At 70.5% G+C, this 26895-nt stretch carries 10 protein-coding genes; 5 read left to right on the top strand and 5 right to left on the bottom strand.

Annotation, left to right across the window (positions count from 1 at the left end; all coding sequences use genetic code 11):
* From D7Y15_RS14000 to D7Y15_RS13990, 3 genes are all read left to right on the top strand, one after another.
* The coding region (locus D7Y15_RS14000) for a baseplate J/gp47 family protein (protein ID WP_233604950.1) at nucleotides 1–1434 on the top strand (1434 nt) is incomplete at its 5' end.
* Nucleotides 1431–3047 carry a phage tail protein gene (locus D7Y15_RS13995; protein WP_120580742.1) on the top strand — a complete coding sequence of 539 codons (1617 nt, stop codon included), beginning with the start codon at nucleotides 1431–1433 and terminating at the stop codon, nucleotides 3045–3047. The genes D7Y15_RS14000 and D7Y15_RS13995, both read left to right, overlap by 4 nt.
* 32 nt (nucleotides 3048–3079) lie before the next feature.
* Entirely contained in the window at nucleotides 3080–4942 is a 1863-nt protein-coding gene (locus D7Y15_RS13990) for a DUF6519 domain-containing protein (RefSeq protein ID WP_121752893.1), read from the top strand.
* A 9-nt stretch (nucleotides 4943–4951) separates the two neighbouring features.
* Here D7Y15_RS13990 and D7Y15_RS13985 read toward each other — a convergent pair whose 3' ends face one another.
* The gene (locus D7Y15_RS13985; protein ID WP_121752892.1) at nucleotides 4952–5980 is read right to left on the bottom strand and encodes a toprim domain-containing protein; all 1029 of its coding nucleotides are present in this window, start codon (nucleotides 5978–5980) and stop codon (nucleotides 4952–4954) included.
* Nucleotides 5981–6016: 36 nt separating this feature from the next.
* Nucleotides 6017–7207, bottom strand: a complete 1191-nt coding sequence (locus D7Y15_RS13980) for an alpha-hydroxy acid oxidase (RefSeq protein ID WP_120580745.1) — start codon at nucleotides 7205–7207, stop codon at nucleotides 6017–6019.
* A 221-nt stretch (nucleotides 7208–7428) separates the two neighbouring features.
* Here D7Y15_RS13980 and D7Y15_RS13975 point away from each other — a divergent pair, with 221 nt between their 5' ends.
* On the top strand, nucleotides 7429–8697 hold the full coding sequence (locus tag D7Y15_RS13975) for a PLP-dependent aminotransferase family protein (protein WP_199733947.1): 1269 nt from the start codon (nucleotides 7429–7431) through the stop codon (nucleotides 8695–8697).
* Between the two features lie 13 nt (nucleotides 8698–8710).
* Here the strand turns inward: D7Y15_RS13975 and D7Y15_RS13970 are convergent, their stop codons facing one another.
* The 3 genes from D7Y15_RS13970 to D7Y15_RS13960 form a co-directional block, all read right to left on the bottom strand.
* A complete protein-coding gene (locus tag D7Y15_RS13970) occupies nucleotides 8711–10456 on the bottom strand; it encodes an ABC transporter ATP-binding protein (protein WP_121752891.1) in 1746 nt (581 codons plus the stop codon).
* Nucleotides 10457–10544: 88 nt separating this feature from the next.
* Nucleotides 10545–11876: a glycosyltransferase gene (locus tag D7Y15_RS13965; protein ID WP_121752890.1), complete on the bottom strand. Its 1332-nt coding sequence runs from the start codon at nucleotides 11874–11876 to the stop codon at nucleotides 10545–10547.
* A 52-nt stretch (nucleotides 11877–11928) separates the two neighbouring features.
* The gene (locus tag D7Y15_RS13960; protein ID WP_121752889.1) at nucleotides 11929–13521 is read right to left on the bottom strand and encodes an MBL fold metallo-hydrolase; all 1593 of its coding nucleotides are present in this window, start codon (nucleotides 13519–13521) and stop codon (nucleotides 11929–11931) included.
* A 223-nt stretch (nucleotides 13522–13744) separates the two neighbouring features.
* Between D7Y15_RS13960 and D7Y15_RS13955 the strand changes: the two genes are divergently transcribed.
* A complete protein-coding gene (locus D7Y15_RS13955; protein ID WP_121752888.1) occupies nucleotides 13745–26890 on the top strand; it encodes a non-ribosomal peptide synthetase in 13146 nt (4381 codons plus the stop codon).
* Nucleotides 26891–26895: the final 5 nt, after the last annotated feature.

Genomic DNA, 26895 nt, shown 5'->3' with positions numbered 1-26895 from the left:
GTGGTGGTGACGGGCGTGCAGGCCTCGTGGGGGCGCCTGGCCTCGGTGGCGAACAACGCCGAGCTGGGGCGCACGGAGCTCGTCCCCGTGGACGGCTGGCAGGGCCGGGGCGGGGGAGAGTTTCCCCGCGCGGAGACGCGCGTGTACGGCCGCTTCCAGGAGGTGGCGCGGCTGGTGGGTTGGGAGGAGAACGCCACGCCGCTGTCCGGCACGCAGGTGCCGCTGGACACGGTGCCACGGGGCCTGACGTTCGGCCGCGCCGTGGTGGTGCGGCAGGAGGGCGGTACGGCGCCGCCGCTGCTCACGCGCGTGCAGGGCACCGGCGAGGGCTTCGTCGCGCTGGTGGACCCGCTGCCTCCCGGCAGCACGGTGGACAACCTGGTCCTCCACGCGAACGTCGTCCTGGTGGGGCACGGAGAGCGCAAGCCCGAGGAGGTGCTGGGCAGCGGAGACGCCACCCAGACCGGGCAGGCGTTCGTGCTGAAAGAGCGCGGCCTCTCGTTCGTCGCGGACTCCACGCGCGCGTCGGGCGTGCGCGCGGACCTGGAGGTGAAGGTGGCGGGCCGCCGCTGGCAGGCGGTGGAGAGCCTGCGCGAGTCGGGCCCCACGGACCCGCACTACACGGTGCGCCTGGTTCGCGACGGGGAGCTGGCGGTCGTCTTCGGTGATGGGCGCAACGGCCGGCGGCTGCCGACGGGCGCGAACAACGTGCGGGTGGGCTTCCGCGCGGGCTCGGGGCTGCGAGGCAACCTGCCCGCGGGCAGCCTCGCGAAGCCGAGCCGGCCTCATGCGCTGGTGGAGGGGGTGGAGCAGCCGCTGCCCGCTTCGGGGGGCAACGACATGGAAGACGTGGAGGCGCTGCGCCGCACCGCGCCCGCCACGGTGCTGACGCTGGAGCGCGCGGTGTCGACGGAGGACTTCGCCAGCCTCGCCATGGGCCACAGCAGCGTCTGGCAGGCGCGCGCGCTGCTCAAGCGCAACCCCGGCTCCCGCATGGAGCTGGTGGAGGTGGTGGTGGTGCCCTCGGACGGTGGAGAGCTGGGACCCCTGAAGCAGTCCCTGGCGGACTTCCTGCGCGCCCACTCGCTGCCGGGCGTGGAGGTGTCGCTCTCCCGCTACCTCAGCGAGCCGGTGACGCTCGACGTGGAGGTGGAGGTGGACACGCGGGCCTTCAACCCGGACGCGGTGGTGCAGGCGGTGCGGGCGGCGCTGCTGGACGCGCTGTCGCTGCGGCACCGGGGGCTGGGACAGGCGCTGTACCTCAGTGACGTCTACAAGGTGGTGGAGGCCGTGACGGGTGTGGAGAGTTCCATCTGTGTGATGGCCGGTGTGCCGGGGCTGCAGCGCAAGGACGCGCCGTCCGGCGCGCACGTCGTCTACCTGGCGCCGGAGGGGCAGGACCTGTCCGTGCGCTTCAAGGAGTACTCACTGTGAGCTCGGGAAGCGGGGGGACGGGGAGCGGGCTCGGCGCGCAGCTCTACGGGCTGCTGCCGGAGGTGTACCGCACGCGTGACAACGGAGACCTGCGCGACTACCTGGGGTCTTGCGGCGAGGTGCTGGACCTGGTCCGCGGGGTGATGGCCCAGCGGTTGGCGGATGCGTTCCCGGACCATCCGGACGCCCAGGGCTGGACGCTGCCGTATCTGGCGGAGCTCCTGGACGTGAAGCTGCTGTCGCCCGCGGAGCCGGAGCAGCGGCGTGAGCTGTCCCAGGCCGTGTCGCTGCGCCAGCGCAAGGGCACGCCCGGGTCGGTGGTCCAGGTCGCCCAGGACGTCGGCCAGTATGCCTGGGACACGGAGGACCCTCGGAACGAGCCCTCCGAGCCTGTCTACCTCCAGGAGGGCTGGAGGCGGGTGGCGGTGACGCCGCGCGTGGGACAGCCGTTGCTCCCGCCGGAGTCGCTCGGGGCCCTGCCACTTCCGGCGGGGGCGCCAGCGCGACGGCACCCGGCGCTGCCCGCGGCGACGGTGGACCTGCGGTACCTGTCCCGCAAGGTGGCGCTGCCGCCGCGTGGGGATGGTTCGTCGCTGCCGCCGTTGCAGGAGAACGTGCACGGCATCCCCGCGGCGCCCGGCCACTTCGACGACGTCTCCCGGCGGACACCGGACCTGCGCCGGCCCTCCGCGCGGCAGGGACAGGTCCACCCCAAGCGCGTCGCGGTCTTCACGCTGCCCAGGGTGGGGTTCTTCCCTCCGGGCTGGGAGTTCGGAGACACGCGTCCGCTGCCAGTGCCCCCGGAGCCGTCGCGCGTGCTGCCCCGACGCCGTCAGGGGCCCCTGACGCCCGAGCCGGAGTCGGGCGACTACGTCCTCGAGAACCTCGTCCTCCCCGAGGGAGAGGACGTCATCGTCGGCAATCGGCCGCTGGTGATGCGCAACTGCGTCGTCCAGGGCAACGTGTACATCGACGCCTTCGATACCGCGCACGTCATCGAGGACTCCATCGTCACGGGGATGGTGACGAAGAACCTGGGGAACGAACTCGTCGTCCGCCGCTCCGCCTTCGGCCGCCTCCAACTGGAGGCGGGCACGCCGGACGTGGTCGGCGCGACGGTGGAGGACAGCCTCCTGGGGTCACTCGAGAGCACGGCGTTGATCACGTTGCTGAGCGTGACGGTGCTCGGCTCGATGGACGTGGCGCGGTGCTTCGCCAACGACTCGCTCTTCGCGGGCTCCGTCACTCCCCGCCCCGGGGTGGGCAACTGCTTCCGCTACTGCCGGCTGCCAGAGGCCACGCTGGGGGCGTACACCGTGGAGGGGCAGCCCGCGGAGGCGTACGCGTGTACGAGCGAGGTGCCCCGTTTCCGCGCCACCGTCTTCGGAGCACCCGGCGCTGGCGTGCTCGCGAGCGACAGCGGCGCGAGGCTGCTCGATGGCGCGGAGGATGGAGGGGAGCTGGGGGCCTACCGCCACCGTCGCTATGCGTTGCGCGACGAGGCGGTGCTCGCCCGGCTCCGTGAATCCCTGCCCGCGGGCATGAGCGCCATCCTGGTTCCCGACGAACGGCTCGGCCTGGCCCTGCCCGTCGTCACGCCTCCTTCCACCTGATTCCCGCTTCGACTCCAGCGGAGTTCCTCATCATGAAGACCCAGATTTCACGCGACTCCCACGACTCCTCCAAGGGCTACTCCGGCGTCTACCAGCAGCAGGGGCGGATGCTCACCGACGCGGACTGGAACGAGTTGGTGTCCATCATCAACGACCGCGTCACCAGCGCGCTGCGGGACGTGGTGGGCAGCGGCGGCCCCGCCACCGGCAAGCTGCTCATCTCCAACACGCTGCAGATGACGCCCGGCAGCGTCTACGCGGACGGGCTGATGGCCTCGCTGCCCGGCACGACGCCCTTCACCTACGCCACCCAGCCGGACTTCCCATTGGCGCCGGGGGCACCCGCGGTGGGCGAGAGCCTCTACGCGGACGTCTGGGAGCGGCCGGTGCTGTTCCTGGAGGACCCGAACCTCCAGGATCCGGGGCTGCACGGCGCGGACACGAGCACACGCACGCAGGTGATGCTGCAGATCAAGCGCTGCCCCGCGGGCCAGCAACCCACGGACCCGCTCGTCAACCCGGGGCGGGGCAACGCGCCGCTCACCCTGTCCCAGCGCGTGGCGGGCACGGGGCCCGCCGCCCAGTTCACGGGCAACTACCTCTTCCGGCTGGAGGTGCATGACGTGAAGGGCTCGCCCACGGCGCCCAGCGAGCTCACGTTGAAGTGGTCGAGCGAGAACGCGGCGGAGGCCTACGCGAACGGGCCTGGCGTGCCCCAGGACTACCAGGGCAACGACTGGCTCTACGAGTTCTACAACGCCGCGACGGAGCGCCACCTGGGCGTGCACCTCGGCACGCCGTCGGCGGGGTTCCCCTCGCGCGGCCGGTTGGAGGCGGGCTACCCGGTCTCCGTGCCCGACGCGGCCACGTACCCGTTCGTCCGCAGGTGGGACGGCTGGTGCACGCTGACGCGCAACACCACGACGGGAGTGTGGACCTTCGCCAGCGGCGGGAGGGATCGCGGCGCGCCGCTGTCCACGGCCAATGCGCAGGGCGTGCATGGCCATGTGCGCATCGAGAGCGGCGTGCTGCACCTGGAGCTCCAGGACCTGGCGCTCGCGCTCACCCTGACGGGAGGGGGCACCACCAGCCGTGCCTTCGTCGCCGGGGACTACTGGCTGGCGCCCGTGCGCGAACAGGATGCCGCGGGGGACCAGGTCCTGAGCGGCGCGCAGCCCGTGGGGCTCCTCCATCGCTACGTGAAGCTGGGCGTCATCGCGTCGGGCTCCTTCACGCCGGAGCGGACGCTGGGGTTCCCCTCGTTGACACGGCTGATGTCGCCGTCCGTGGGGGACTCGGGGGCGAACTACGTCGGCACGGAGGCGCACGCGGACGTGACGGGCACCACGGTGCAATCACAGCTCAGCTCGCTCATCCCCGTGTTGAACAAGGCGAACTCCGCGTCCAATGGTTCGGGCCTGATTGGCAGCGCGGCCATCACCGGTGCGCCGAAGAACCTGACGGCGGGCACGGTCCGGAGCCAGCTCACCCAGCTCGTCACCCACCTCAACACCCACGTGGCGTCGACCTCCACGGACCACGATGCGCGCTACTACCCGCGAGCGGACGCGAACGCGACCTTCGCATCCACGAGCCACCACCACGATGCGCGGTACCCCTCGATGCTCTACCAGTGGACGTTCACGCTGGAGCCCGACGAGTCGTGGGAGGCGGCGGTGCCCCTCTTCACCCAGCCGCCGCTCATCGCGATGGGACTGAAGCGTCAGATCCCTCAGGGAAACGAGGATGACATCTACTTCGCCTACAGCGGGCCAATCCACCCGCAAATCGAGGTGGAGCTCTATCCCGGGGGGAGCAGCTCCAATGAGCTGTACGTGAGGAACACCTCCGCCGAGACCGTCGAAGTGCAGCTCCGCATGTTCGACGTGCGGTAGGTCCCGGGTTCATCCCTGGGTACGCAGCAACGACTCCAGCTCCTGGCCTGAGAGCCCGGAGTGCGAGGCCAGGGCCTCCAGGAGGGCCGTGCGCGCCGGGCCCTCCTGCAGCCGGAGGAAGATGGGGGAGAGCTCTTCAATGGCCTTCTTCCGCTCGGAGGCGGAGGCGCCGCGCCCCTGGGGCAGGGCGGTGGCGAGGAGGTAGTCGGTGAGAGGGCGCGCCTCGGAGAGCAGGCGGCGCATGGCCCCGGCTCCGGCGCGGAGGATGAACTCGTCCGGGTCCTCCTTGCCGGGGAGCTGCACCACGCGAGTCCTCGGGACGTAGAGCAGCAACAGGTCGCTGTTCTGCTGGATGCCTCGCCAGCCTCCGCGGTCTGGATCCAACATGACCACCAGCTCGCGGGCCCCCGCGGCGAGCAGCAAGTCGATCCGGGCCGTGCTCAGGGTGGTGGAGATGAGGCCGACGCTGTGGGGGAAGCCGGCCTGGTGCAGCAGCATGCAGTCGAAGCCTCCCTCGACGACGATGGCGGAGCCCTCGCCGCGGATGGCGTCGCGGGCGTGGGTCAGCCCGAAGAGCGTCGTGTTGCGGATGAAGATGGAGGAGTTCCGGGTCTCCAGGTACTTGACTCGTTGATGGGGAGGGAGGTCCCGTCCGATGAATGAGAGGGATTGTCCTTCCGGGGAGCAGAACGGGAGCATGACGCGCCGCTTGAAGTAGTCCGTGTGGCGGTCGCCCGCCCTCGGATGGCGCAACACGCCCGCACGCTCACCCGCGTCGAGGAGTTCCTCGCGTGCGAGTGTCTCCGCCAGCGCCGTCCCCGAGGCCGAGGCGTAGCCGAGACCAAAGGCCCGAGCACTCTCCAGCGTGACTCCGCGCGAGGCGATGTAATCCCTCGCGGCCTGTCCCTCCTCATCGTCCCAGAGACGCGATTGGAAATGGGTTGCGGCGAGGGTGACACACCGATGGAGTTCCTCTCGTTCCAGCCGAGCCGCCTGCTGGAAACCGTTCTCCTCGCCGCGCGTCTCGGTCTGGCTCATGGATGACAGGATAACGCGGGAATGGCGCTCACGCCCTCACCCGGTGGACGTACGCCCCGCTGGCAATGACAGCCGTGGAGCCTCGCCAGGTCCTCGCAGATACGAGGCATCCAGCTGATCCAGCCGGGGGCAGCCCAACAGCGTCAGCGTACGGTCAATCTCCTTGCGGAAGAGCTCCAGCGCGAGTTCCACGCCGGCCTGGCCATCGGCGGCCAACCCATACAGGTAGGGCCGGCCAATCATGCAGGCTCGCGCGCCCAAGGCGATTGCCTTCACCACATCCGAGCCACGACGAACGCCGCCATCCAGGATGACCTCCGCGCGCCCACCCACGGCGTCGACGATCTCGGGCAACACGTCGAGAGCGGCAGGCAGGCCATCCAGCTGCCGCCCACCGTGGTTGGAGACGACGAGGGCCTGGACTCCGCGCTCCACGGCGCGCCGGGCATCCTCGGCGCAACTGAGCCCCTTGAGCACCAGCGGACCGGGCCACAACTCCCGAAGCCACTCCAGATCCGCCCAGGTGACGGATGCATCGAACTGGCGCGAGGTATAGGCAGCCACGGAGACCGCATCCCGGCGCGTCAGCGCCTTGCTGTCCTCGAAGTTGCCAAAGGTGGCCCGTGGTGAGCGGGTCATCCGCAGCACCCAGCCCAGGTGCAGCAGGAGGTCAAAGGCATTGGCCACCGTGAGGCGCGGCGGCACCGTGAAGCCATTGCGCACGTCACGCTCGCGATTGCCCATGTCCGGGACATCCACCGTCACGCAAAGCGCCGTGTAGCCCGCGGCCTTCGCCCGTTCCACGAGCGAACGCGTGATTCCACGATCCTTCCAGATGTAGAGCTGAAACCACCCCGGTGCCGGAACCGCCGCGGCGACCTCTTCAATGGTGCACACCGACATGGTGCTCAGCGTGAAGAGGGCCCCCTTCTTCACGGCAGCCCGAGCCGCGAGGCGCTCCCCGCCCGGCGCGAGCAGACCCGCGAGGCCCACCGGCCCGAGGATCAACGGGAGCTCCAGCCGCTGCCCCAGCAGCGTCGTGGAGAGGTCCCGCGTGCTGACGTCCACCAGCGAGCGAGCCCGGAACGCATGGCGGCCAAAGGCTTCCCGGTTGGCGCGCACCGTGAACTCGTCGTCCGCGCCTCCCTCCACGAAATCGAAGAGGAAGCGTGGAATCCGGCGCCGCGCCCGCTGACGCAGATCCTCGATATTGGCTGTCTTGGGCATGTCCGTCTTCAGCCTCGTTAGGAGGGCTGGAGTTCAAGTCAACCATTCGTAATCCCCCAAAATCGCATTCCCCGCAAGGGCCTACCTTTCGTGGGTCGGGGTCGTTTATCGTCTCGCGGAGGCACGGGTGGTTTGCGTGCCCTGCTCCTGTCCGGGTCGCTCTCGCCATGCTCCTGCAAAACGCGCTTCACGCTTCGTTGACGGATCCGAGTCTGGAGGTCATGAACTTCCTGAACGAGATCGCGATCCGCTTTCCAGAGGCGATCTCGTTCGCTCCGGGGAGGCCGAACGAGCAGTTCTATGAAGCCGAAAAGCTCACCGTGTATCTCGACGCGTACTGCCGCTATCTGCGCGAGGAACGCGGGCTGACCGAGGCGCAGGTCAAGACGCAATTGTTTCAATACGGCCGGACCAATGGCCACATCCACGACCTGATCGCGCGGATGCTGGAGAAGGACGAGGGAATCCGGGCCGCGAAGGAGTCCATCGTCGTCACGGTCGGGTGCCAGGAGGGGATGTTCATCTCCTTGCGCGCGCTGTTTTCAGCGCCCACCGATGTGTTGCTGGTGGGAATGCCTTGTTACATCGGCATTACCGGCGCGGCCAAGCTCCTGGGAATCGAGATCGTCCCCGTGACGGAGCGCGAGGACGGGTTGGATCTGCAGGAGCTTGAAGACACGCTGAGCAGGCTCAAGGCGGAAGGCAAACAGCCCCGAGCGCTCTACCTCGTCGCGGACTTCGCCAATCCCTCTGGGAAGAGCCTCCCGGTGCCGGCACGCAAGCGTCTGCTGGAAATCGCCAGGGGCGCGGGGTTTCTCATCATCGAGGACAACCCCTACGGCTTCTTCTTCCGGGAGGGCCCCCGGAAGCCCACCCTCAAATCCATGGATGAGCACCAGCAGGTCATCTACCTGGGCTCGTTCTCGAAGTCCGCCTTCCCTGGCGTGCGGGTGGGCTACGCGGTGGCGGACCAGCGCGTCCTGGGCGCCACGGGGAAGCAGCACCTGTTGGCGGACGAGTTCTCGAAGATCAAGAGCATGCTGACCGTGAATACGCCCGCGCTCAGCCAGGCCATCATCGGCGGGATGCTGGTGATGAATGAGGGAGGGCTCCTTGACGCGAACCGCGAGGCGATTCGCTTCTACAAGGAGAACATGGACGCCACCCTCGGTGCGCTGGAGCGTCACTTCCCGAGGAGCGAGGCCTGGGCGCGCGGCGTGACGTGGAACGTTCCCGAGGGCGGCTTCTTCCTGGTGATGAAGCTTCCCATCGAGGCCGATGAAGCCCTGCTCGAGCGGTCCGCGAAGCACCACCAGGTCATCTGGACGCCCATGCGGTATTTCTACCTGGGCTCGGGAGGAGAGACCGAGCTGCGGCTCTCCTGCAGCTATCTCACTCCCGCCGAGATTGAAGAGGGAATCTCCCGCCTGGCCAGGTTGATCCGTTCGGCGCTGGAGCAGCAGCCCGCCCGGGCACTCTCCGTGGGGTGAGGTTGTAGCGGGCTCAGGCGGCCGCGAACTGCCGCTCCACCAGGCGGCGGTACAGGCCTTCCTGCTCCATGAGGGAGGCATGGCTGCCGCTCTGGACCACCTGCCCGCCTTCCAGCACCAGCACGCGGTCCGCGCCGAGCACCGTGGACAGGCGGTGGGCGATGATGAGCGTGGTGCGCCCGCGCATCAGCCGCTCCAGGGCGTCCTTCACCAGGTGCTCGCTCTCCGCGTCGAGTGCGCTGGTGGCCTCGTCCAGGACGAGCAGGCGCGGGTCCTTGAGGATGGCGCGGGCAATGGCCACGCGCTGCTTCTGGCCGCCGGAGAGCTGCACGCCGCGCTCGCCCACGGAGGTGCGGTAGCCGTCCGGGAAGCGGCAGACGAAGTCGTGCGCGTTGGCGGCGCGGGCGGCGGCCTCCACCTCGGCCTCCGTGGCGTCGAGCCGCCCGTAGCGGATGTTGTCGAAGATGGAGCCGGAGAAGAGCATGGGCTCCTGCGCCACCACGCCAATCTGCTGACGCAGCCACTCCGGGTCCACCGTGCGCAGGTCCCGCCCGTCCAGGAGGAGACTCCCTCCCTGCGGGTCATACATGCGCGCCAGCAGCCCGGCGATGGTGGACTTGCCCGCGCCCGAGGGGCCGACGATGGCCACCACCTCGCCGGGCTGGATGGCCAGGTTGAGGTCCTTCAGCACGGGCGCGTCCAGCCGCGTCGGGTAGGCGAAGCGCACGGACTGGAACTCGACGTGGCCCTGGAGGGGGTCGATGCGCTCACCGCCGGAGATGGGCATGCCGGGCTTGCGATCCAGCAAGTCGAAGACGCGCTCGGCGGAGCCGGAGGCCCGCATGAAGTCCGCCCACAGGTCCGTCAGCCCGCTCACCGACATGGAGACCAGCGTGGTGTAGACGAGGAAGGAGGTGAGGCTTCCAATGGACAGGTCGCCCCTCAGCATCAGCCGGCTGCCGTACCACAGCACGAGGGACCCGGCGATGAAGCCACCGAAGGTGCTGCCGCCGATGAAGAAGGCGGACAGCTGGGTGCGCCGGCGGGCCAGCGCGAGCGCCTTCGCCAGGGCGACGCTGTAGCGTCCCCCCTCGTGGCGCTCGGCCGCGAAGGAGCGCACGGTGCGGATGCCGACGAAGATCTCCTCGGCCACCGCGTTGGACGCGGCGTGCTCGTCGTTCACGCGCCGGGAGGTCAACCGCATGCGCCGGCCATACACCATGGCCACCACCACCACCGGAGGCACCACGGTGAGCATCAGGAGCGTGAGCGTGGGCGAGGTGTAGAAGAGCAGCGCGACGCCGCCCAGCACCTGCGCCCCGCTGCGCAGCGCCATGGCGATGTTGCCGCTCACCGACTGCTGGAGCACCGCCGTGTCGGCGCCCAGCCGGGTGACCAGCTCGCCCGTCTTGCTGTTGTCGAAGAAGGCCACCTCCTGGGACACGAGGTGGGAGAAGAGCCGCTCGCGCAGCGCCTGCACGACGTTTTCGCCCGCGCTGGTGAAGAAGTAGTAGCGCAGCGCGTTCGCCACGGCCGTGACCGCGAAGATGACCGTCATCCAGAGCGTGGCCCGGTCGATGAGGGCCTGGTCCCGGGCGCCGAGCGCCTCGTCGATGATGAGGCGGATGGCCTGCGGGAAGAGCAGGGACAGCCCGCTGCCGATGAACAGGAAGAAGACGCCCGCGGAGAGCCTGCGCGCCTCGGGACGGGCAAGGCTCAGGATGCGGCGCGGAGTGACGGAGGACGCGGCAGGGGGCATGGGTCGGTCGGACGAGGAGGCGCGGTGGGCGTTTCTGGCCGGGTGCCGGAGTCACCGGAAGCGGTGGGGGCGGGGGACGCGGGCGGCGTCAGGCCGCCTGGGCCTGCCTGCGGCCGCGGGTTTCGAGCGCGAGCCGCTCGAGGGTGTCGATGGCCACGCTGTCCTTGCGCATGGCCTTCAGCTCCTCGGAGAGCTTCTGGACGCGCGCGTGGAGCACCTGGTCCTTCAGCAGGGCCTGGACGCGCTCGCGGATGGCCTCCGGCGTGGCCTCGCGCAGCGACAACTGGTAGGCGAGTCCCTGCTTCTCCAGCAGCTCCGCGTTGAGCGGCTGGTCAGCGAACAGGGGGATGATGAGCATGGGCACGCCGTGCCGCAGGGCCCGGCCCACCGCGCCCCAGCCCCCGTGCGTCACCAGCGCCGCGACGTGGGGGAAGACCTGCTCGTGGGGCAGGAAGGCTTCGGTGCGGATGTGGGGGCCCAGGTTGTCGGGCACGTCGCGGGCGCCGGCCGTGGTGGCCAGGACCGGCATCCCCGTGGGGTCCAGGGCCTTCAGCACCCGGCGCATCAGCCCTCCGTCCTGGCCCACGCTGGTGGTGCTGACCAGCACGGTGCCGGGCGCGATGGGGCCGAACGTCGCGGAGTTCTCCGCGGTCGCCCCGTCGAAGGCGATGGTGCCCGCGTAGAGCTGCTCGCCCCGCCGGGGGACTCCCGCCAGGATGTTCTCCGGCACCATGGCGAGGTGGAGCTCGCTGGAGCCCATGGTCTGGAACAGCTCGGCGTGCTTCGCGGCGCGCGGCGGCAGGCCGAGCTTCGCCCGCGTGCGCCGCAGGGGCAGGAACGCCTCCACCAGGGCGTGTGTCAGCCGGGGCATGCGCCGCGCGAGCCGGCCCGGGGGCGCGGTGCGCAGCAGCACCGGCAGCCCGTCCGCGTCGATGACGCTCCCCAGGTTGCCGGTGCTGATGGCGGGAATGCCCAGGCGCTCCGCCGCGTACCCCGCGCCGAAGGCGAAGTAGTCGTACACCACGCAGTCCACCTGCTCACGGCGCAGCAGGGGCTCCAGCTGGTGGCAGTAGTCCTCCGCGCTGCCCAGCACCGCGCGGCGGTAGCACGCGAACCAGTAGGCCCTGCGCAGCAGCAGCGAGACGCGCATCCAACCGGGAAGCGTCTCGCGGGCGGCCTCCATCCGGTCCATGATGCCCCGGTAGTCGCCGACCGGCACCAGCTCCGCCCCCGAGGCCTCCACCTCGGCGGGGACGGCCTCCTCGGTGAACACGAGCACCCGGTGCCCGCGAGCGACCAGGCTCTGGGCCAGGTCGAGCACGCGCGTCAGGTGGCCCTTCATCTGGCCCTTGCCGCCCGGTGTGACCATGAGGAAGGTGGCCCGGTCACCCTGCCGCGCGGGAGTCGTGGGGGTCTGCATGGGGGACCTCGGGGGAGGCGCCACGGCCCGGGTCACCCCGGGCGGGGCCGGGTTAGCGGAGGAAGTACTCGGCCTGTCCGTAGGGCATGCCCGCCGGAATGCCCTTCTCCGCGCAGTACGCGAGCAGCTTCCGGGACTCGACGAGCTGCGGGGAGTTCTCGTGGTAGCCCATCACCATGACGTGTCCCAGCCACGGCTCGCGGCCCATGGCGTAGATGTGGACCTGTCCGGGCTTGAGCCGCTGGACGATTTCGATGGCGCGCACGGCGTTGGAGCCGTTGAGCCTGCGCGACTGGTCCATCTTGCGCTGCATCGGCGCGGGCAGCAGCGGGCCGTACATCCAGCTCAGGGGCCCGCCCTCGGACTCCATGCCCAGCCACATCATGTCGATGTCGCCCACCTCGCGGTGGATGTGCTCGTACAGGTGGGGCTCCAGCGCGTTGGAGTCCGCCGCCATCAGCAGGGACTTGCCCTCCAGCTTGACGAGGTGGGCCAGCTTGGCCTGGATGTCCAGGTCGCCGTGCTCGCCGATGAAGGGCAGCCCGATGAGCTCGCCGTTGGGGAGCGGCAGGGACTCCAGCTCCGCCAGCGCCACCACGTTCTGGAAGCCCGCCTGCTTGAGCATCAGCTTGAGTGACGGGTCCGCCAGGCTGCCACCGCCAGCGGCCGGCACGACGAGGGTGCCGATGCGGTGCCGCAGCTGCAGCAGCGGCTCGAACATCAGGTGGTCCGCGTGGCCGTGGGTGATGAGGACGTAGTCGATCTTCTCCGGCAGGTCCGCGAAGGTGTAGCGCGGCAGGTCCGTGGGGAAGTCGTAGCTGACGACCGGGTCCGTGAGGATGCTGACGTGGCGTGACTCGATGAGCGCGCACGCGTGGCCGAAGTAGCGCACGCGCACCCCGTCCCCGTCGTACCGGGGCGCCGGACGCGGGGGCTCTTCCGTGAAGAAGGCGGCGAAGGTGTCCGCGTCCTTCTCCGCGATGCCCAGCGCCTCGCGCACGGGCGCCACCGGCGCCGGGGTGCGGCTCATGGCGAAGAGCCGGTCAAGGGCCTCGTGCCGGTAGGGCACCTTCACCTGGAGGCTGCCGTCCGCGGTGTCCAGGCGCGGCGTGCTGAAGACGTACGGGCGCTCGTCCCCGTGGATGAGCCGCATGGACAGGCTCTGCGAGGACTCGCGGTGGAAAGGGCTGCGGTAGAGCAGCGCCTCGAAGAAGCGCGGCGAGGCCCGGTTGTTCAGGTCGTACGTCAGCTCCACGTAGCCGCGCAGCAGGTCCGGCACGCGCGGGTACAGGTCCTCCAGCGAATATCCCTCCGCGGTGGCCAGCAGCTTGTCCAGCTCCAGCATGGCCTTCGCGTACTGGAGCGACAGCGCCTCGTCCTTCAGCGTGCGCTCCAGCAGCGCCTTCACGTCGCCCACCCGGTCCACGCCGAGGTTGAGGTAGGGGCCGCCGCGCAGCGCCGGGCTCTTCAGCGCCGCCACGTGGATGGCCGGGTTGGCCACGAAGGACTCCATGATCTTCACATGGAGGTTCGCCACGAACAGCGGCGCCGTCATGGGCGAGGCCAGGAACCACCACGCGTACCACTGGTTGTAGAGCGGCTCGGTGACGACGTTTTGTTTCAGGAACAATGCGGGCTGAGACATCCTTCAATCCTTGGTGGCGCACGCCCTGGTGAGCGCGCACGGTCCGGCGGCTCCCTCGGGTCACGACCTGGGTCGGCTGCGGGTCACTGCGTGCGCTGGGGCAGTTTGCCACAATCAGTGAAATTGTATAGGTGTCAGCCCAGCCATAATTGCATTCCGTGCATTGTGGGCTCTCTGTAAAAACTGCGGTGCAGCCGGGAAACATACATCTCTGAGGCTTGGTATGGGTGCAGGGCTTACCCCGCGTGGCGGCACGTTGGTGGAGTTGTTGTTGGGGCGGGCGGAGACGAAGCCCGACGAGCGCCTCTACACCTTCCTGGAAGAAGACGGCCCGGACGCGGAGCTGACGTATCGCGGGCTGGATGCGCGGGCGCGGCGTATCGCGGTGGCGCTCCAGGAGTCCACGCCCGCCGGTGAGCGCGCGGTGCTGCTGTATCCGCCGGGGCTGGAGTACGTGGCGGGCTTCTTCGGGTGTCTGTACGCGGGGGTGGTGGCGGTGCCGGCCTACCCGCCGGATCCGATGCGGCTGGAGCGGACGCTGCCGCGGCTGAGGGCCATCATCCAGGACGCGCAGGCGACGGTGGTGCTCACCACGTCCTTCGTGCTGTCGATGAAGGAGGCCCTCTTCGAGTTCGCGCCGGACCTGGCGGCGCTGCGCTGGGTGGCCACGGACGAACTGCCGGAGGGCGGGGAGTCAGGCTGGCGGGGCACGGAGGCGGATCCGGAGTCGCTGGCGTTCCTCCAGTACACCTCCGGATCCACGGGCACGCCGCGCGGGGTGATGCTGAGCCACGGCAATCTGTTGCACAACCTGAGGCTCATCTCCGGGGCCTTCCAGGTGCGCGCGGACAGCGCGGGCGTCATCTGGCTGCCGCCGTACCACGACATGGGGCTCATCGGCGGCATCCTCCAGCCGCTGTACGCCGGCTTCGCGTGCACGCTGATGTCGCCGATGACGTTCCTCAAGAACCCCTTCCGGTGGCTGGAGGCGCTGTCGCGCACCCGGGGCACCATCAGCGGAGGGCCCAACTTCGCCTTCGACCTGTGCGTGCGCAAGGTGTCGGAGGAGCAGCGGCGCCAGCTGGACTTGAGCCACTGGGAGGTGGCGTTCTGCGGCGCGGAGCCCATACGCGCGGAGGCGTTGGATCGCTTCGCGGAGGCGTTCGGGCCGAGCGGCTTCCGCCGGGAGGCGTTCTACACGTGCTACGGGCTGGCGGAAGGGACGCTCATCGCCTCCGGCGCGACGAAGGGCCACGTGCCGGTGCTGCGCACGCTGGACCGCAAGGCGCTGGAGCTGGGCCGGGCCGAGTCCCCGTCCGCGAGCACGGAGGCGCGCACGCTGGTGGGCTGCGGCAAGTCCCTGGAGGATCAGGAGCTGCGGGTGGTGCACCCGGAGCTGCGCGAGCCGTGTCCCCCGGGCGTGGTGGGGGAGGTCTGGGTGTCGGGACAGAGCGTCGCGCGCGGGTACTGGCGGCGGCCCGAGGAGTCCGAGGCGTCCTTCCAGGGGCGGCTGGCGGACGGGCGTGGTCCCTTCCTGCGCACCGGTGACCTGGGCTTCCTCGACGCGGACGGTGAGCTCTTCGTCACCGGCCGCATGAAGGACCTCATCATCCTGCGCGGGCGCAATCACTACCCGCAGGACCTGGAGCTGACCGCGGAGTCGAGCCACCCGGCGCTGCGGCCCGGCTGTGGCGCGGCCTTCGCCGTGGAGGTGGGCGGTCAGGAGCGGCTCGTCCTGGTCCAGGAGGTGGACCTGCGCCGCTACGCGAACCTGCGCCAGCAGTTCGAGGCGGGCGAGGTCGCCCTGGGCGCCATCCGCCAGCGGCTGGCCGAGGGGCACGAGGTGCGGCCCCACGCGGTGGTGCTCATCGAGCCGGGCAGTCTGTCGAAGACGTCCAGCGGCAAGGTGCAGCGCCGCGCCACCCGCGCGGCCTATCTGGAGGGTTCGCTGCGCGTCGTGCTGGCCTGGGAGGAGGAGGGTCCCCCGGAGGGCGGTCCTTCCGGTGGCGGTGTTTCCGGTGGTCCGTCGAGTGGGTCGTCGTCCGGGACGTCCTCGCCACCGTCCTCCGGGGCGGGCGGCGGGACGGCGCGCGCCGAGGGCGGGGCCGGCGCTCCGAGCCGGCTGGAGGCGGTGGAGGCGTGGCTGGTCTCGCGGCTGGCGGCTCGGCTGCAGCTGCGCCCCGAGTCGCTCCGGCTCGACGAGCCCATCACCCGCCACGGGTTGGACTCGCTGGCCGCCGTCGAGCTCGCGAACGACGTGGAGACCGGCCTGGGCGTGGCGCTGCCCATGGAGGTGCTCCTGCAGGGCCCCAGCCTGTCCGAGCTGGCCCGCCGCATCTGCGCGAAGCAGGAGGGGACCCACCGGGGCGCGCCCACCCGGACGTCGAGCGAGGACGCGGTGCCGCTGTCCTTCGCGCAGCAGCGCCTGTGGTTCCTCCACCAGCTGGAGCCGGGCAGCCCGCTGCATCACATCCCCGCGGCCGTGCGTCTCACCGGCGAGCTGGACGTGGCGGCCCTGTCGGGGGCCCTCGGTGCGCTGGTGCGGCGCCACGAAGCCCTGCGCACCACGGTGGACGAACGGGACGGCGTGCCCGTGCAGTGCGTCCTCGCCCACCTGGACGTGACGCCGCGAGTGGAGGATCTGACGGACGTGCCCGCGGCCCGGCGCGAGGCGGAGATGCACCGGCGCCTGCGGGAGGAGGCGTGCCGCCCTTTTGATCTGACGCACGGCCCGCTGCTGCGTGCGCTCCTGTTGCGCACCGGGGAGCGGGAGCACGTGCTGCTGCTGGTGGTGCACCACCTCGTGGCTGACGGCTGGTCCCTGGGCGTGCTCGTGCGCGAGGTGGGCGCGCTCTACGCCGCGCTTCGCGAGGGCCGGGACGCCACGCTGCCGGCGCTCCCCGTGCGGTACGTGGACTACACGGTCTGGCATCGGGAGTGGCTGAAGGGCGACGTGCTGGAGTCCCAGCTCGCGTGGTGGCGCAAGCAGCTCGCGGGCGCGCCGCAGGTGCTGGAGCTGCTGGGGGACGCGCCCCGGCCGCCCGTGCAGTCCTACCGGGGCGCGAAGCGGCCCGTGCGTCTGTCCGCGGAGCTCACCCGGGCCGTGCGCGAATTGGCCGTGCGGGAGGGTGTGACGCCCTTCATGGTGTTGCTGGCCGCCTTCCAGGCGGTGTTGCACCGGTACTCCGGTCAGGAGGACGTGTGCGTGGGCACGCCGGTGGCGGGCCGGACGCACGCGGAGCTGGAGGGGATGGTGGGCGTGTGCATCAACGCGCTCGTGCTGCGCACGCGGGTGGAGGGACAGCGGTCCTTCCGGGAGCTGCTGGCGCGCGTGCGTGAGGTGACCCTGGGCGCCTATGCGCACCAGGACGTGCCCTTCGAGCTGCTGGTGCAGGCCCTGCAGCCGGCGCGCTCGCGCAGCCACGCGCCGCTCTTCCAGGCCATGCTCATCCTGCAGCCGGCCTCGGCGGTGTCGCCCGCGCTGCCCGGCGTGGAGGCGCGCCTGGAGGATGTGGACACCGGCACGGCGCAGTACGACCTGACGCTGTCGCTGCACCAGGTCCAGGGCGCGCTGGAAGGGACGCTGGAGTACAGCACCGACCTCTTCCAGGCCTCCACCGCCGCGCGGCTGGTGTCGAACCTGGAGACGCTGCTGACGGGCGCCGTGGCGGAGCCCTCGCGGGCGGTTTCCCAGCTGCCGCTGCTGTCGGAGGACGAGCGGCGGCGGGTGCTGGGGGAGTGGAACGCCACGCGCCGGCCCTACGAGGATTCGGGGCTCGCGGCGCTGCTGGAGGCGCAGGCGGCGCGCACGCCGGACGCGGTGGCGCTGGTATCTGGCGCGGAGCGCCTCACGTACCGCGCGCTGCACCGCCGGGCGAACGCGCTGGCGGCGCGGCTGCGCGCGGAGGGCGTGGGGCCCGAGGTCGTGGTGGGCCTGTGCGTGCGCCGCTCGGTGGAACTGGTGGTGGGGATGCTGGGCATCCTCAAGGCGGGAGGCGCGTACCTGCCGCTGGACCCCAACTACCCGGCGGAGCGGCTGGCGTACATGTTGGAGGACTCGGGGGCGCGCCTGCTGCTGACGCAGGCGTCGCTGGCCGGGACGCTGGGCGCGGACGGAGTGCGCCCGGTCCTGGTGGACGCGCCGGATGCGCGCGGCGAGGCGTCCGAGCACGGGCCCGGCGACGGCGCGGGCCCGGAGCACCTGGCGTACGTGCTGTATACGTCGGGCAGCACGGGGCGCCCCAAGGGCGTGCAGGTGGTGCAGCGCAACGTGGCCAACTTCTTCGCCGGCATGGACGAGCGCGTGCCGGTGGGGCCTCGGCCGGTGTGGCTGGCCGTCACCAGCGTCTCCTTCGACATCTCCGTGCTGGAGCTGTTGTGGACGCTGGCGCGCGGGTTCCAGGTGGTGGTGCACGGGGATGAGGTGGGCGCGGCCTCGGTGCTGGCGGAGGTGCGCCAGCACGCGGTGACGCACCTGCAGGGCACGCCGTCGCTGGCGCGGGCGCTGCTGCTGGAGCCCGGAGCCGAGGAGGTGCTGGGCACGCTGCGCTGCCTGCTGGTGGGCGGTGAGGCCCTTCCTCCGGCGCTGGCGGCATCGCTGGCGAGGCGGCTGCCCCGGCGGCTGCTCAACATGTATGGCCCGACGGAGACCACCGTCTGGTCCTCCACGCACACGGTGGGGGCGGCGGAGTCGCCGGTGCCGATTGGCCGGCCCCTGGCCAACACGGAGCTGTACGTGCTGGACGCGCACCTGCGCCCGGTACCGGGAGGGGTGGCGGGAGAGCTGTACATCGGCGGCGAGGGCGTGGTGCGCGGCTACCGCGGCCGCCCGGAGCTGACGGCGGAGCGCTTCATTCCGGATCCGTTCAGCGGGAGGCCGGGGGCGCGGCTGTACCGGACGGGAGACCTGGCGCGGTGGAAGGCGGACGGGACGCTGGAGTTCCTCGGCCGCGTGGACTTCCAGGTGAAGGTGCGCGGCTTCCGCATCGAATTGGGCGAGGTGGAGGCCGTCCTCGCGCGGCACCCTGGCGTCCAGGCCGCGGTGGTGTCCGCCCGAGAGGAGGCGCCCGGGGACCGGAGGCTGGTGGCGTATGCCGTGCCCCGCCCGGGACACACGCTGGACGTCAGCTCGCTGCGCGAGCACCTGCGGCGCGGGCTGCCGGAGTACATGGTGCCCTCGGCCTTCGTGGTGCTGCAGGCGCTGCCGCTGACGCCCAACGGCAAGGTGGATCGCAAGGCGCTGCCCGCGCCGGAGGGCCGGGGGCTGGAGCCGCGCCGCGAGGCCTTCGTCGCGCCGCGCACGCCCACCGAGGAGCGGGTGGCGGGACTCTGGGCGCGCCTGCTGCAGGTGGAGCGGGTGGGCCTCCACGATGACTTCTTCGAACTGGGCGGGCACTCGCTGCTGGCGGCCCGGCTGGTGGCCGCGGTGCGCGCGTCGTTCGGCGTGGAGGTGCCGCTGCGGGACGTGTTCTCGGCCCCGACAGTGGCTGGCCTGGCGGAGCGCCTCCAGGCCGCGGCGGGAGGCGGGCAGGCTTCGGCGCTGCCCCCCGTGCGGCCCGTGGCTCGCGGCGAGACGGCGCCGCTGTCGTTCGCGCAGCAGCGGCTGTGGTTCCTTGATCAGATGGAGCCGGGCAACCCGGCGTACAACGTCCCCGGCGCCGTGTGGCTCGACGGCGCCCTCGACGTGGCCGCCCTCGAGGAGGCGCTCCGCGAGGTGCTCCGGCGTCACGAGGCTCTTCGGACGCGCTTCCGCGAGCAGGAGGGAGGACCCGTCCAGGTCATCTCGCCCGTGCCGGCCGGCCCGCTGTTGGAGGTGGTGGAGGTCCAGGGCGGGGATGCGGCCGCGCTCGAGGACGAGGCCCTGCGGCGCTCCCGTGAGGAGGCCCGTCGTCCGTTCGAGCTCACGCGCGGGCCGTTGATGCGCGCCACGCTGCTGCGGCTCGGGGCGCATGAGCACGTGCTGCTGCTGACGCTCCACCACATCATCTCGGATGGCTGGTCGCTGCGGGTGCTGGTGCGCGAGGCGGTGCAGGCCTATGGGGCCCTCGTCGAGGGACGTGCCCCCGTGCTGCCACTGCTCCCGGTGCAGTACGCGGACCATGCGCTGTGGCAGCGGGAGTGGCTCCGGGGCGAGGTGCTGGACGCGCAGGTGGCCTGGTGGCGCGAGCACCTGGCGGGGGCGCCTCCCGTGCTGGACCTTCCCACCGACAGACCCCGCACGGCGGTGCAGGGCTTCCGCGGCGCGCTGCTGCCGGTCCAGTTGCCCCGGGAACTCTCCGGCGCGCTGAAGTCGCTGGCCCGTGCGGAGGGCGTCACGCCTTTCATGGTGCTGCTGGCGGGGCTCCAGGTGCTGCTGTCGCGGTACTCGGGACAGCAGGACGTGAGCGTGGGCACGCCGGTGGCGGGGCGCCACGGCGCGGAGGTGGAGGAGCTGATCGGCGTGTTCATCAACACGCTGGTGCTGCGCACGAAGCTGGAGGCCGAGGCGTCCTTCCGGACACTGCTGGGACAGGTGCGCGAGACGACCCTGGGCGCGTTCGCGCACCAGCAGGTGCCCTTCGAGCGGCTGGTGCAGGCGCTCCAGCCCGAGCGGCGGCTGGGGTACTCGCCGCTGTTCCAGGTGATGCTCATCCTCCAGCAGGACCTTCAGGCCGAGCTGAACCTGCCCGGGCTGAGCGCGCGCCTGCGCGACGTGGATGTCGGCACCTCCCGCTTCGACTTCACGCTCTCCCTCGCGGACACGGCGGAGGGATTCCAGGGGACGCTGGAATACAGCACGGACCTGTTCGAGGCGGCGACGGTGCAGCGGATGTTGGGGCACCTGCACGTGCTGCTGGAGGCTGCGGTCGCGGCGCCGGAGCGCAAGCTGTCCGAGGTGACGCTGCTGACGGAGGCGGAGCGTCAGCAGGTGCTGAAGGGATGGAACGCGACGGAGCAGGAGTACGCGCGCGAAAGCAGCATCGCGGAGGAGTTCGAGCGTCAGGTGGCGCAGCGGCCGGACGCTGTGGCGGTGGAGTGCGGAGAAGAGAAGCTGACGTACCGGCAGCTGGATGAGCGAGCCAACCAGCTGGCGCACTTGCTGAGAAGCAAGGGAGTCGGAGCCGAGGAGCGGGTGGGGTTGTGCCTGGAGCGCTCGGTGGAGTTGGTGGTGGCGCTGGTGGGCATCGCGAAGTCCGGAGGCGCGTACGTGCCGCTGGAAGCGGACTACCCCCAGGCGCGGCTGGAGCAGATGGTGTCGGAGGTGAAGCCGCGGGTGGTGGTGACGCGGCGAGCGCTGGCGGAGAAGCTGCCGGTGCAGGGCATGGAGTGCGTGCTGCTGGAGGAAGTGGCGGAGAAGCTGGCGCAGCAGCCGAAGCACGCGCCGAGGAGTGGAGTGAGTGGACGCAACCTGGCGTACATCGACTTCACCTCGGGAAGCACGGGCAAGCCGAAGGGCGTGTGCACGGAGCAGCGGGGCGTGCTGCGCACGGTGAAGGGGACGAAGTACGCGCACCTGGGGCCTGAAGAGACGCTGCTGCTGATTGCGCCGGTGTCGTTTGACGCTTCGACGCTGGAGGTGTGGGGCAGCCTGCTGAATGGGGCAAGGCTGGTGGTGTACCCGCCGGGCCCGGTGGGAGACGTGGAGGAGTTGAAGCGGGTGGTGAAGGGGAAGGGCGTCACGACGTTGCACCTGACTGCGGGACTCTTCGCCCAGGTGGTGGACGCGGACGTGGAGGTGCTGCGGGGCCTCAAGCAGTTGCTGACGGGCGGAGACGTGGTGTCGGCGCCGCACGTGCGCCGGGTGGTGGAAGAGCTGAAGGTGCCGGTGACGGCGTGCTACGGCCCGACGGAGAACACGCTCTTCACCAGCTGCCACCGGATGACGGAAGGCAGCCAGGTGGGCGAAGTGGTGGCCATCGGGCAGCCGATTGGCAACACGCGCGTGTACGTGCTGGACGCGGCGCTGAACCCGGTGCCGGTGGGCGTGGCGGGCGAGCTGTACGCGGCCGGAGAGGGCGTGGCGCGAGGCTACCTGGGAAGCGCGGAGCTGACGGCGGAGCGCTTCATGCCGGACGTGCACGGAGGCCTGTCCGGAGAGCGGATGTACCGGACGGGAGACCTGGCGCGGTGGCGTGCGGACGGGACGTTGGAGTTCCTGGGCCGAGCGGACACGCAGGTGAAGGTGAGGGGCTTCCGAATCGAGCTGGGCGAAGTGGAAGGAGCGCTGCGAGCGCACCCTGCGGTGAAGGAAGCGGTGGTGGTGGCCAAGGGCCAGGGCGCGGGCGACAAGCGCCTCATCGCCTATGTCGTCGGTCATGGCCCCGAGCCCCTCGACGTGGGTGAGCTGCGCCGCGCGCTCCAGAGCCGGGTGCCGGAGTACATGGTCCCCGCGATCTTCGTGCCCCTGGAGGCGCTGCCGCTGACGTCCAACGGCAAGGTGGATCGCAAGGCCCTGCCGGAGCCGGAAGGCGTTCGTCCGGAGCTGGCGCGTCAGTACGTGGCGCCGCGCACCGAAGTGGAGAAGACGCTGGCGGAGATCTGGGCCCAGGTGCTGGGGCTGGACCGCGTGGGCGTGCAGGACAACTTCTTCGAACTGGGCGGTGACTCCATCCTGAGCCTGCAGGTGGTGTCCCGCGCGAAGAGGGCGGGCCTGGAGGTGACGCCGAAGCAGCTCTTCCAGAAGCAGACGGTGGAGGCGCTGGCGCAGGTGGTGAAGGCCGCGCAGGTGGTGGCCGCGCAGGGCCCGGTGGAAGGCCCGGTGGAGCTGACGCCTGTGCAGCAGGCGTTCTTCGCGCAGGAGCGGAGCCAACCGCACCACTTCAACCAGTCGCTGCTGCTGGAGGTCTCGCGCGCGCTGGACGCGGCGGTGCTGGAGAAGGCGCTGAGCGAGGTGGTGAAGCACCACGACGCGCTGCGGATGCGCTTCGAGCGAGTGGACGGCGAGTGGACGCAGCGCAACGCGAGCGTGGAAGAAGCGGGCGCGCTGAAGCTGGAGCAGGTGGACCTGCTCGGGGCGCAGGACGTCGCCACGGAGCTGGAGCAGGTGGCGACGCGGGTGCAGGGCAGCCTGGACTTGGAGAAGGGCCCGCTGGTGAAAGCGGTGCTCTTCGAACTGGGAGAGAAGGGCCGGAGGCTGCTGGTGGTGGTGCACCACCTGGTGGTGGACGGCGTGTCGTGGCGGGTGGTGGTGGAGGACGTGGAGCGGGCGTGTGAGCAGGTGGCGAGGGGCGAGGCGGTGGAGCTTGGTCCGAAGAGCGCCTCGTACCAGCAGTGGGCCAAGAGGCTGAAGGAGTACGCGGGGCAGGTGGAAGGAGAGGTGGCGTACTGGGAAGCCCAGGGCGCCGCGCAGGTGTCGTCGCTGCCGGTGGACGAGGCAGGTGGCCGCAATGAGACGGGCCTGGAGGGAGAGGTCCGTCTGGAGTTGAGCCGTGAAGAGACGGCGGGGCTGCTGCGCGAGGTGCCTGGTGCGTACCGGGCGCGAGTGGACGAGGTGCTGCTGGCGGGACTGGTGGCGGCGCTGAAGAAGTGGAGAGGGCTGGAGCGGGTACGGGTGGAGCTGGAAGGCCACGGGCGCGAGGAGGAAGTGGGGCTGGAGGTGTCGCGCACGGTGGGTTGGTTCACCAGCGTGTACCCGGTGGTGGTGGAGGCGCCGAAGGCGGAGGGCGCGGGCGCGTGGGTGAGGGCGGTGAAGGAGTCGGTGCGGCGGGTGCCCGGCAAGGGCCTGGGCTTCGGGCTGCTGAAGTACCTGGGCAGTGGCGAGAGTCAGAAGAAGCTGCGCGCACTGCCGAAGGCGGAGGTCGTCTTCAACTACCTGGGCCAGGTGGACGCGACGGCGGCGCAGTCGAAGTACTTCGCGCCGGCGAAGGAGAAGGCGGGCGAGGCGCAGGCGAAGGGCGAGAAGCGCGCGCACGTGTTGGGCGTCAACGGGCTGGTGGTGGGCGGCCGGCTGGAAGTGGCCATCGACTACGGCCGGGAGTTGCACCGCCGCGAGAGCGTGGAGGAGTTGGCGCGGCACTACGCGCAGGAGTTGCGTCAGCTGCTGCGGCAGCGGACGGAGTCCGAAGCGGGGCTGTGGACGGCGGTGGACTTCCCGCTGGTGAAGGCGAGCCCTCCGCAGTTGGAGAAGGTGCTGGGCCGGGGCGAGGGCGTGGAGGACGTCTATCCGCTCTCCCCGTTGCAGCAGGGCCTGCTCTTCCACTCGCTGCTGGAGGCGGGCAGTGGTGTCTACGTCGAGCAGCTCACCTGGGAGGTGCGCGGCGGACTCGACGTCTCGGCGTTCAGGAAGGCGTGGGAGACGGTGGTGGAGCGGCTGTCCATCCTGCGCACGCGCTTCCTCTGGGAAGGGCTGGAGGATCCGCTGCAGGTGGTGCAGCGCACGGTGCAGCTGCCGTGGGAGGAGCGTGACTGGAGCAGCCTCGGGCGCGAACAGCAGCGGAGCTCGCTGGACGAGTACCTGAAGGCGGACAGCCGCCGGGGCTTCGAGCTGGGCCAGTCGCCGCTGATGCGCATGGCGGTGATGAAGCTGGGCGAAGACGGCTGGCGCTTCGTCTGGAGCCACCACCACCTGTTGCTGGACGGCTGGAGCCTCGGCCTGGTGCTGGAGGAGTTGTTCGCCACCTACGAGTCGCTGGTGACGGGCGCGCAGGCGCGAAGCAGCGCTCGCTCCGCCTACCGCGAGTACATCGAGTGGCTCGGGAAGCAGGACTCGAAGACGGCGGAGGCGTACTGGCGTGAGGCGCTGAAGGGCGTGAGCGCGTCGACGCGGCTGCCACTGGAAGCGCGTGGCTCGAAGAGCATCAAGGGCCAGCAGGAACTGCATGTGCAGCTGACGGAGGAAGAATCGTCGGCGGTGCAGGGCTTCGCGCAGCGGCAGCAGGTGACGGTGAACACCCTGGCGCAGGGCGCATGGGCGCTGGTGCTGGGACGCCACGCGGGCGAAGGCGAAGTTGTCTTCGGCGCCACGGTGGCGGGCCGTCCGACCGAGCTGGACGGCGTCGAAGGCATGGTCGGCCTCTTCATCAACACGCTCCCGGTCCGGGTGAAGCTGCCAGGGGACGAGGTGGTGGCGGAGTGGCTGAAGGGGCTCCAGAAGCAGCAGGCCGAGCAGCGGCAGTTCGAGCACAGCGCGCTGGTGCAGGTGCAGGGCTGGACCGACGTGCCGCGCAGGCAGCCGCTCTTCGAGAGCCTGCTCGTCTTCGAGAACTACCCCATCGATGACTCCCTCAAGCGCAGGACGGCCCAACTGGACGTCCGGGACGTGTGGCTCGGGGAGCGGACGAACTATCCCCTCACGCTGTCGGTGATCCCGGGTCCCCAGCTGCGCTTGAGGCTGGCCTACGAAACCTCCCGCTTCGAGCAGCGCGGGATGGATGCGCTGCTGAGTCAGTGGAAGGTGGCGCTGCTCGGACTGATGACGAGCGCCAGCAAGCGGCTGGAAGCGGTGCCGCTGCTGACGGAGGCGGAGCGCCAGCAGGTGGTGAAGGGCTGGAACGCGACGGAGCAGGAGTACGCGCGCGAAAGCAGCATCGCGGAGGAGTTCGAGCGTCAGGTGTCGCAGCGGCCGGACGCGGTGGCGGTGGAGTGCGGGGAGGAGCGGCTGACGTACCGGCAGCTGGATGAGAAGGCGAACCAGCTGGCGCACTACTTGAGAAGCAAGGGCGTTGGATCCGAGGAGCGGGTGGGGCTGTGCCTGGAGCGCTCGGTGGAGTTGGTGGTGGCGCTGGTGGGCATCGCGAAGTCCGGAGGCGCGTACGTGCCTTTGGAAGCGGACTATCCCCAGGCACGGCTGGAGCAGATGGTGTCGGAGGTGAAGCCGCGAGTGGTGGTGACGCGGCGAGCGCTGGCGGAGAAGCTGCCGGTGCAGGGCATGGAGTGCGTGCTGCTGGAGGAGGTGCAGGAGCAACTGGCGCAGCAGCCGAAGCACGCGCCGAGGAGTGGAGTGGGTGGACGCAACCTGGCGTACATCGACTTCACGTCGGGAAGCACGGGCAAGCCGAAGGGCGTGTGCACGGAGCAGCGGGGCGTGCTGCGCACGGTGAAGGGGACGAAGTACGCGCACCTGGGGCCTGAAGAGACGCTGCTGCTGATTGCCCCGGTGTCGTTTGACGCCTCGACGCTGGAGGTATGGGGCAGCCTGCTGAATGGAGCGAGGTTGGTGGTGTACCCGCCGGGCCCGGTGGGAGACGTGGAGGAGTTGAAGCGGGTGGTGAAGGGGAAGGGCGTGACGACGCTGCACCTGACGGCGGGCCTCTTTGCGCAGGTGGTGGACGCGGACGTGGAGGTGCTGCGCGGCCTCAAGCAGTTGCTGACGGGCGGAGACGTGGTGTCGGCGCCGCACGTGCGTCGGGTGGTGGAAGAGCTGAAGGTGCCGGTGACGGCGTGCTACGGCCCGACGGAGAACACGCTCTTCACCAGCTGCCACCGGATGACGGAAGGCAGCCAGGTGGGCGAGGTGGTGGCCATCGGCCATCCGATTGGCAACACGCGCGTGTACGTGCTGGACGCGGCGCTGAATCCGGTGCCGGTGGGTGTTGCGGGCGAGCTGTACGCGGCCGGAGAGGGCGTGGCGCGAGGCTACCTGGGAAGCGCGGAGCTGACGGCGGAGCGCTTCATTCCGGACGCGCACGGTGGCCTCGCCGGAGAGCGGATGTACCGGACGGGAGACCTGGCGAGGTGGCGCGCGGACGGGACGCTGGAGTTCCTGGGCCGTGCGGACACGCAGGTGAAGGTGCGTGGCTTCCGAATCGAGCTGGGCGAAGTAGAAGGAGCGCTGCGAGCGCACCCGGCGGTGAAGGAAGTGGTGGTGGTGGCCAAGGGCCAGGGCGCCGGAGACAAGCGCCTCGTCGCCTACGTCGTCGGCCAGGGCCCCGATTCGCTCGACGTGGGTGAGCTGCGTCGCGCACTCAAGAGCCGACTGCCCGAGTACATGGTGCCCTCGGCGTTCGTGACGCTGGAGGCGCTGCCGCTGACGTCGAACGGCAAGGTGGACCGCAAGGCCCTGCCCGATGTCTCCGGGGCACGGCCCGCGTCCGAGCACCCCTATGTCGAGCCACGCAGTGACGTGGAGCAGAAGCTGGCGCTCATCCTCGCCGAGATCCTCGGTGTGGCGCGCGTCGGCATCCACGACGATTTCTTCGAGCTGGGAGGCCACTCCCTGCTCGCGACCCGAACCATTTCCCGCATTCGCAGCGAGCTCGGAGTCGAGCTGCCGCTGAGTGCGCTTTTCGAGAACCCGAGCATCGCCCGGCTCTCCGTCCACCTGGTGCAGGCCCAGTCCACCCAGGCGGATCAGGCGGAGCTGGAGCAATTGCTGGCCCTGCTGGAGCAGGACACCAGCGACGACATCGACGCCCTGCTTGCATCAGGGCAACTGGCTTCAGGCGAGGAATGACATCC

This window comes from Corallococcus sp. AB030 (assembly GCF_003668965.1).
Lineage (GTDB): Bacteria > Myxococcota > Myxococcia > Myxococcales > Myxococcaceae > Corallococcus > Corallococcus exiguus.
Note: the sequence above shows the minus strand (reverse complement) of the source record. Positions and strands in the feature narration are given on the sequence as shown.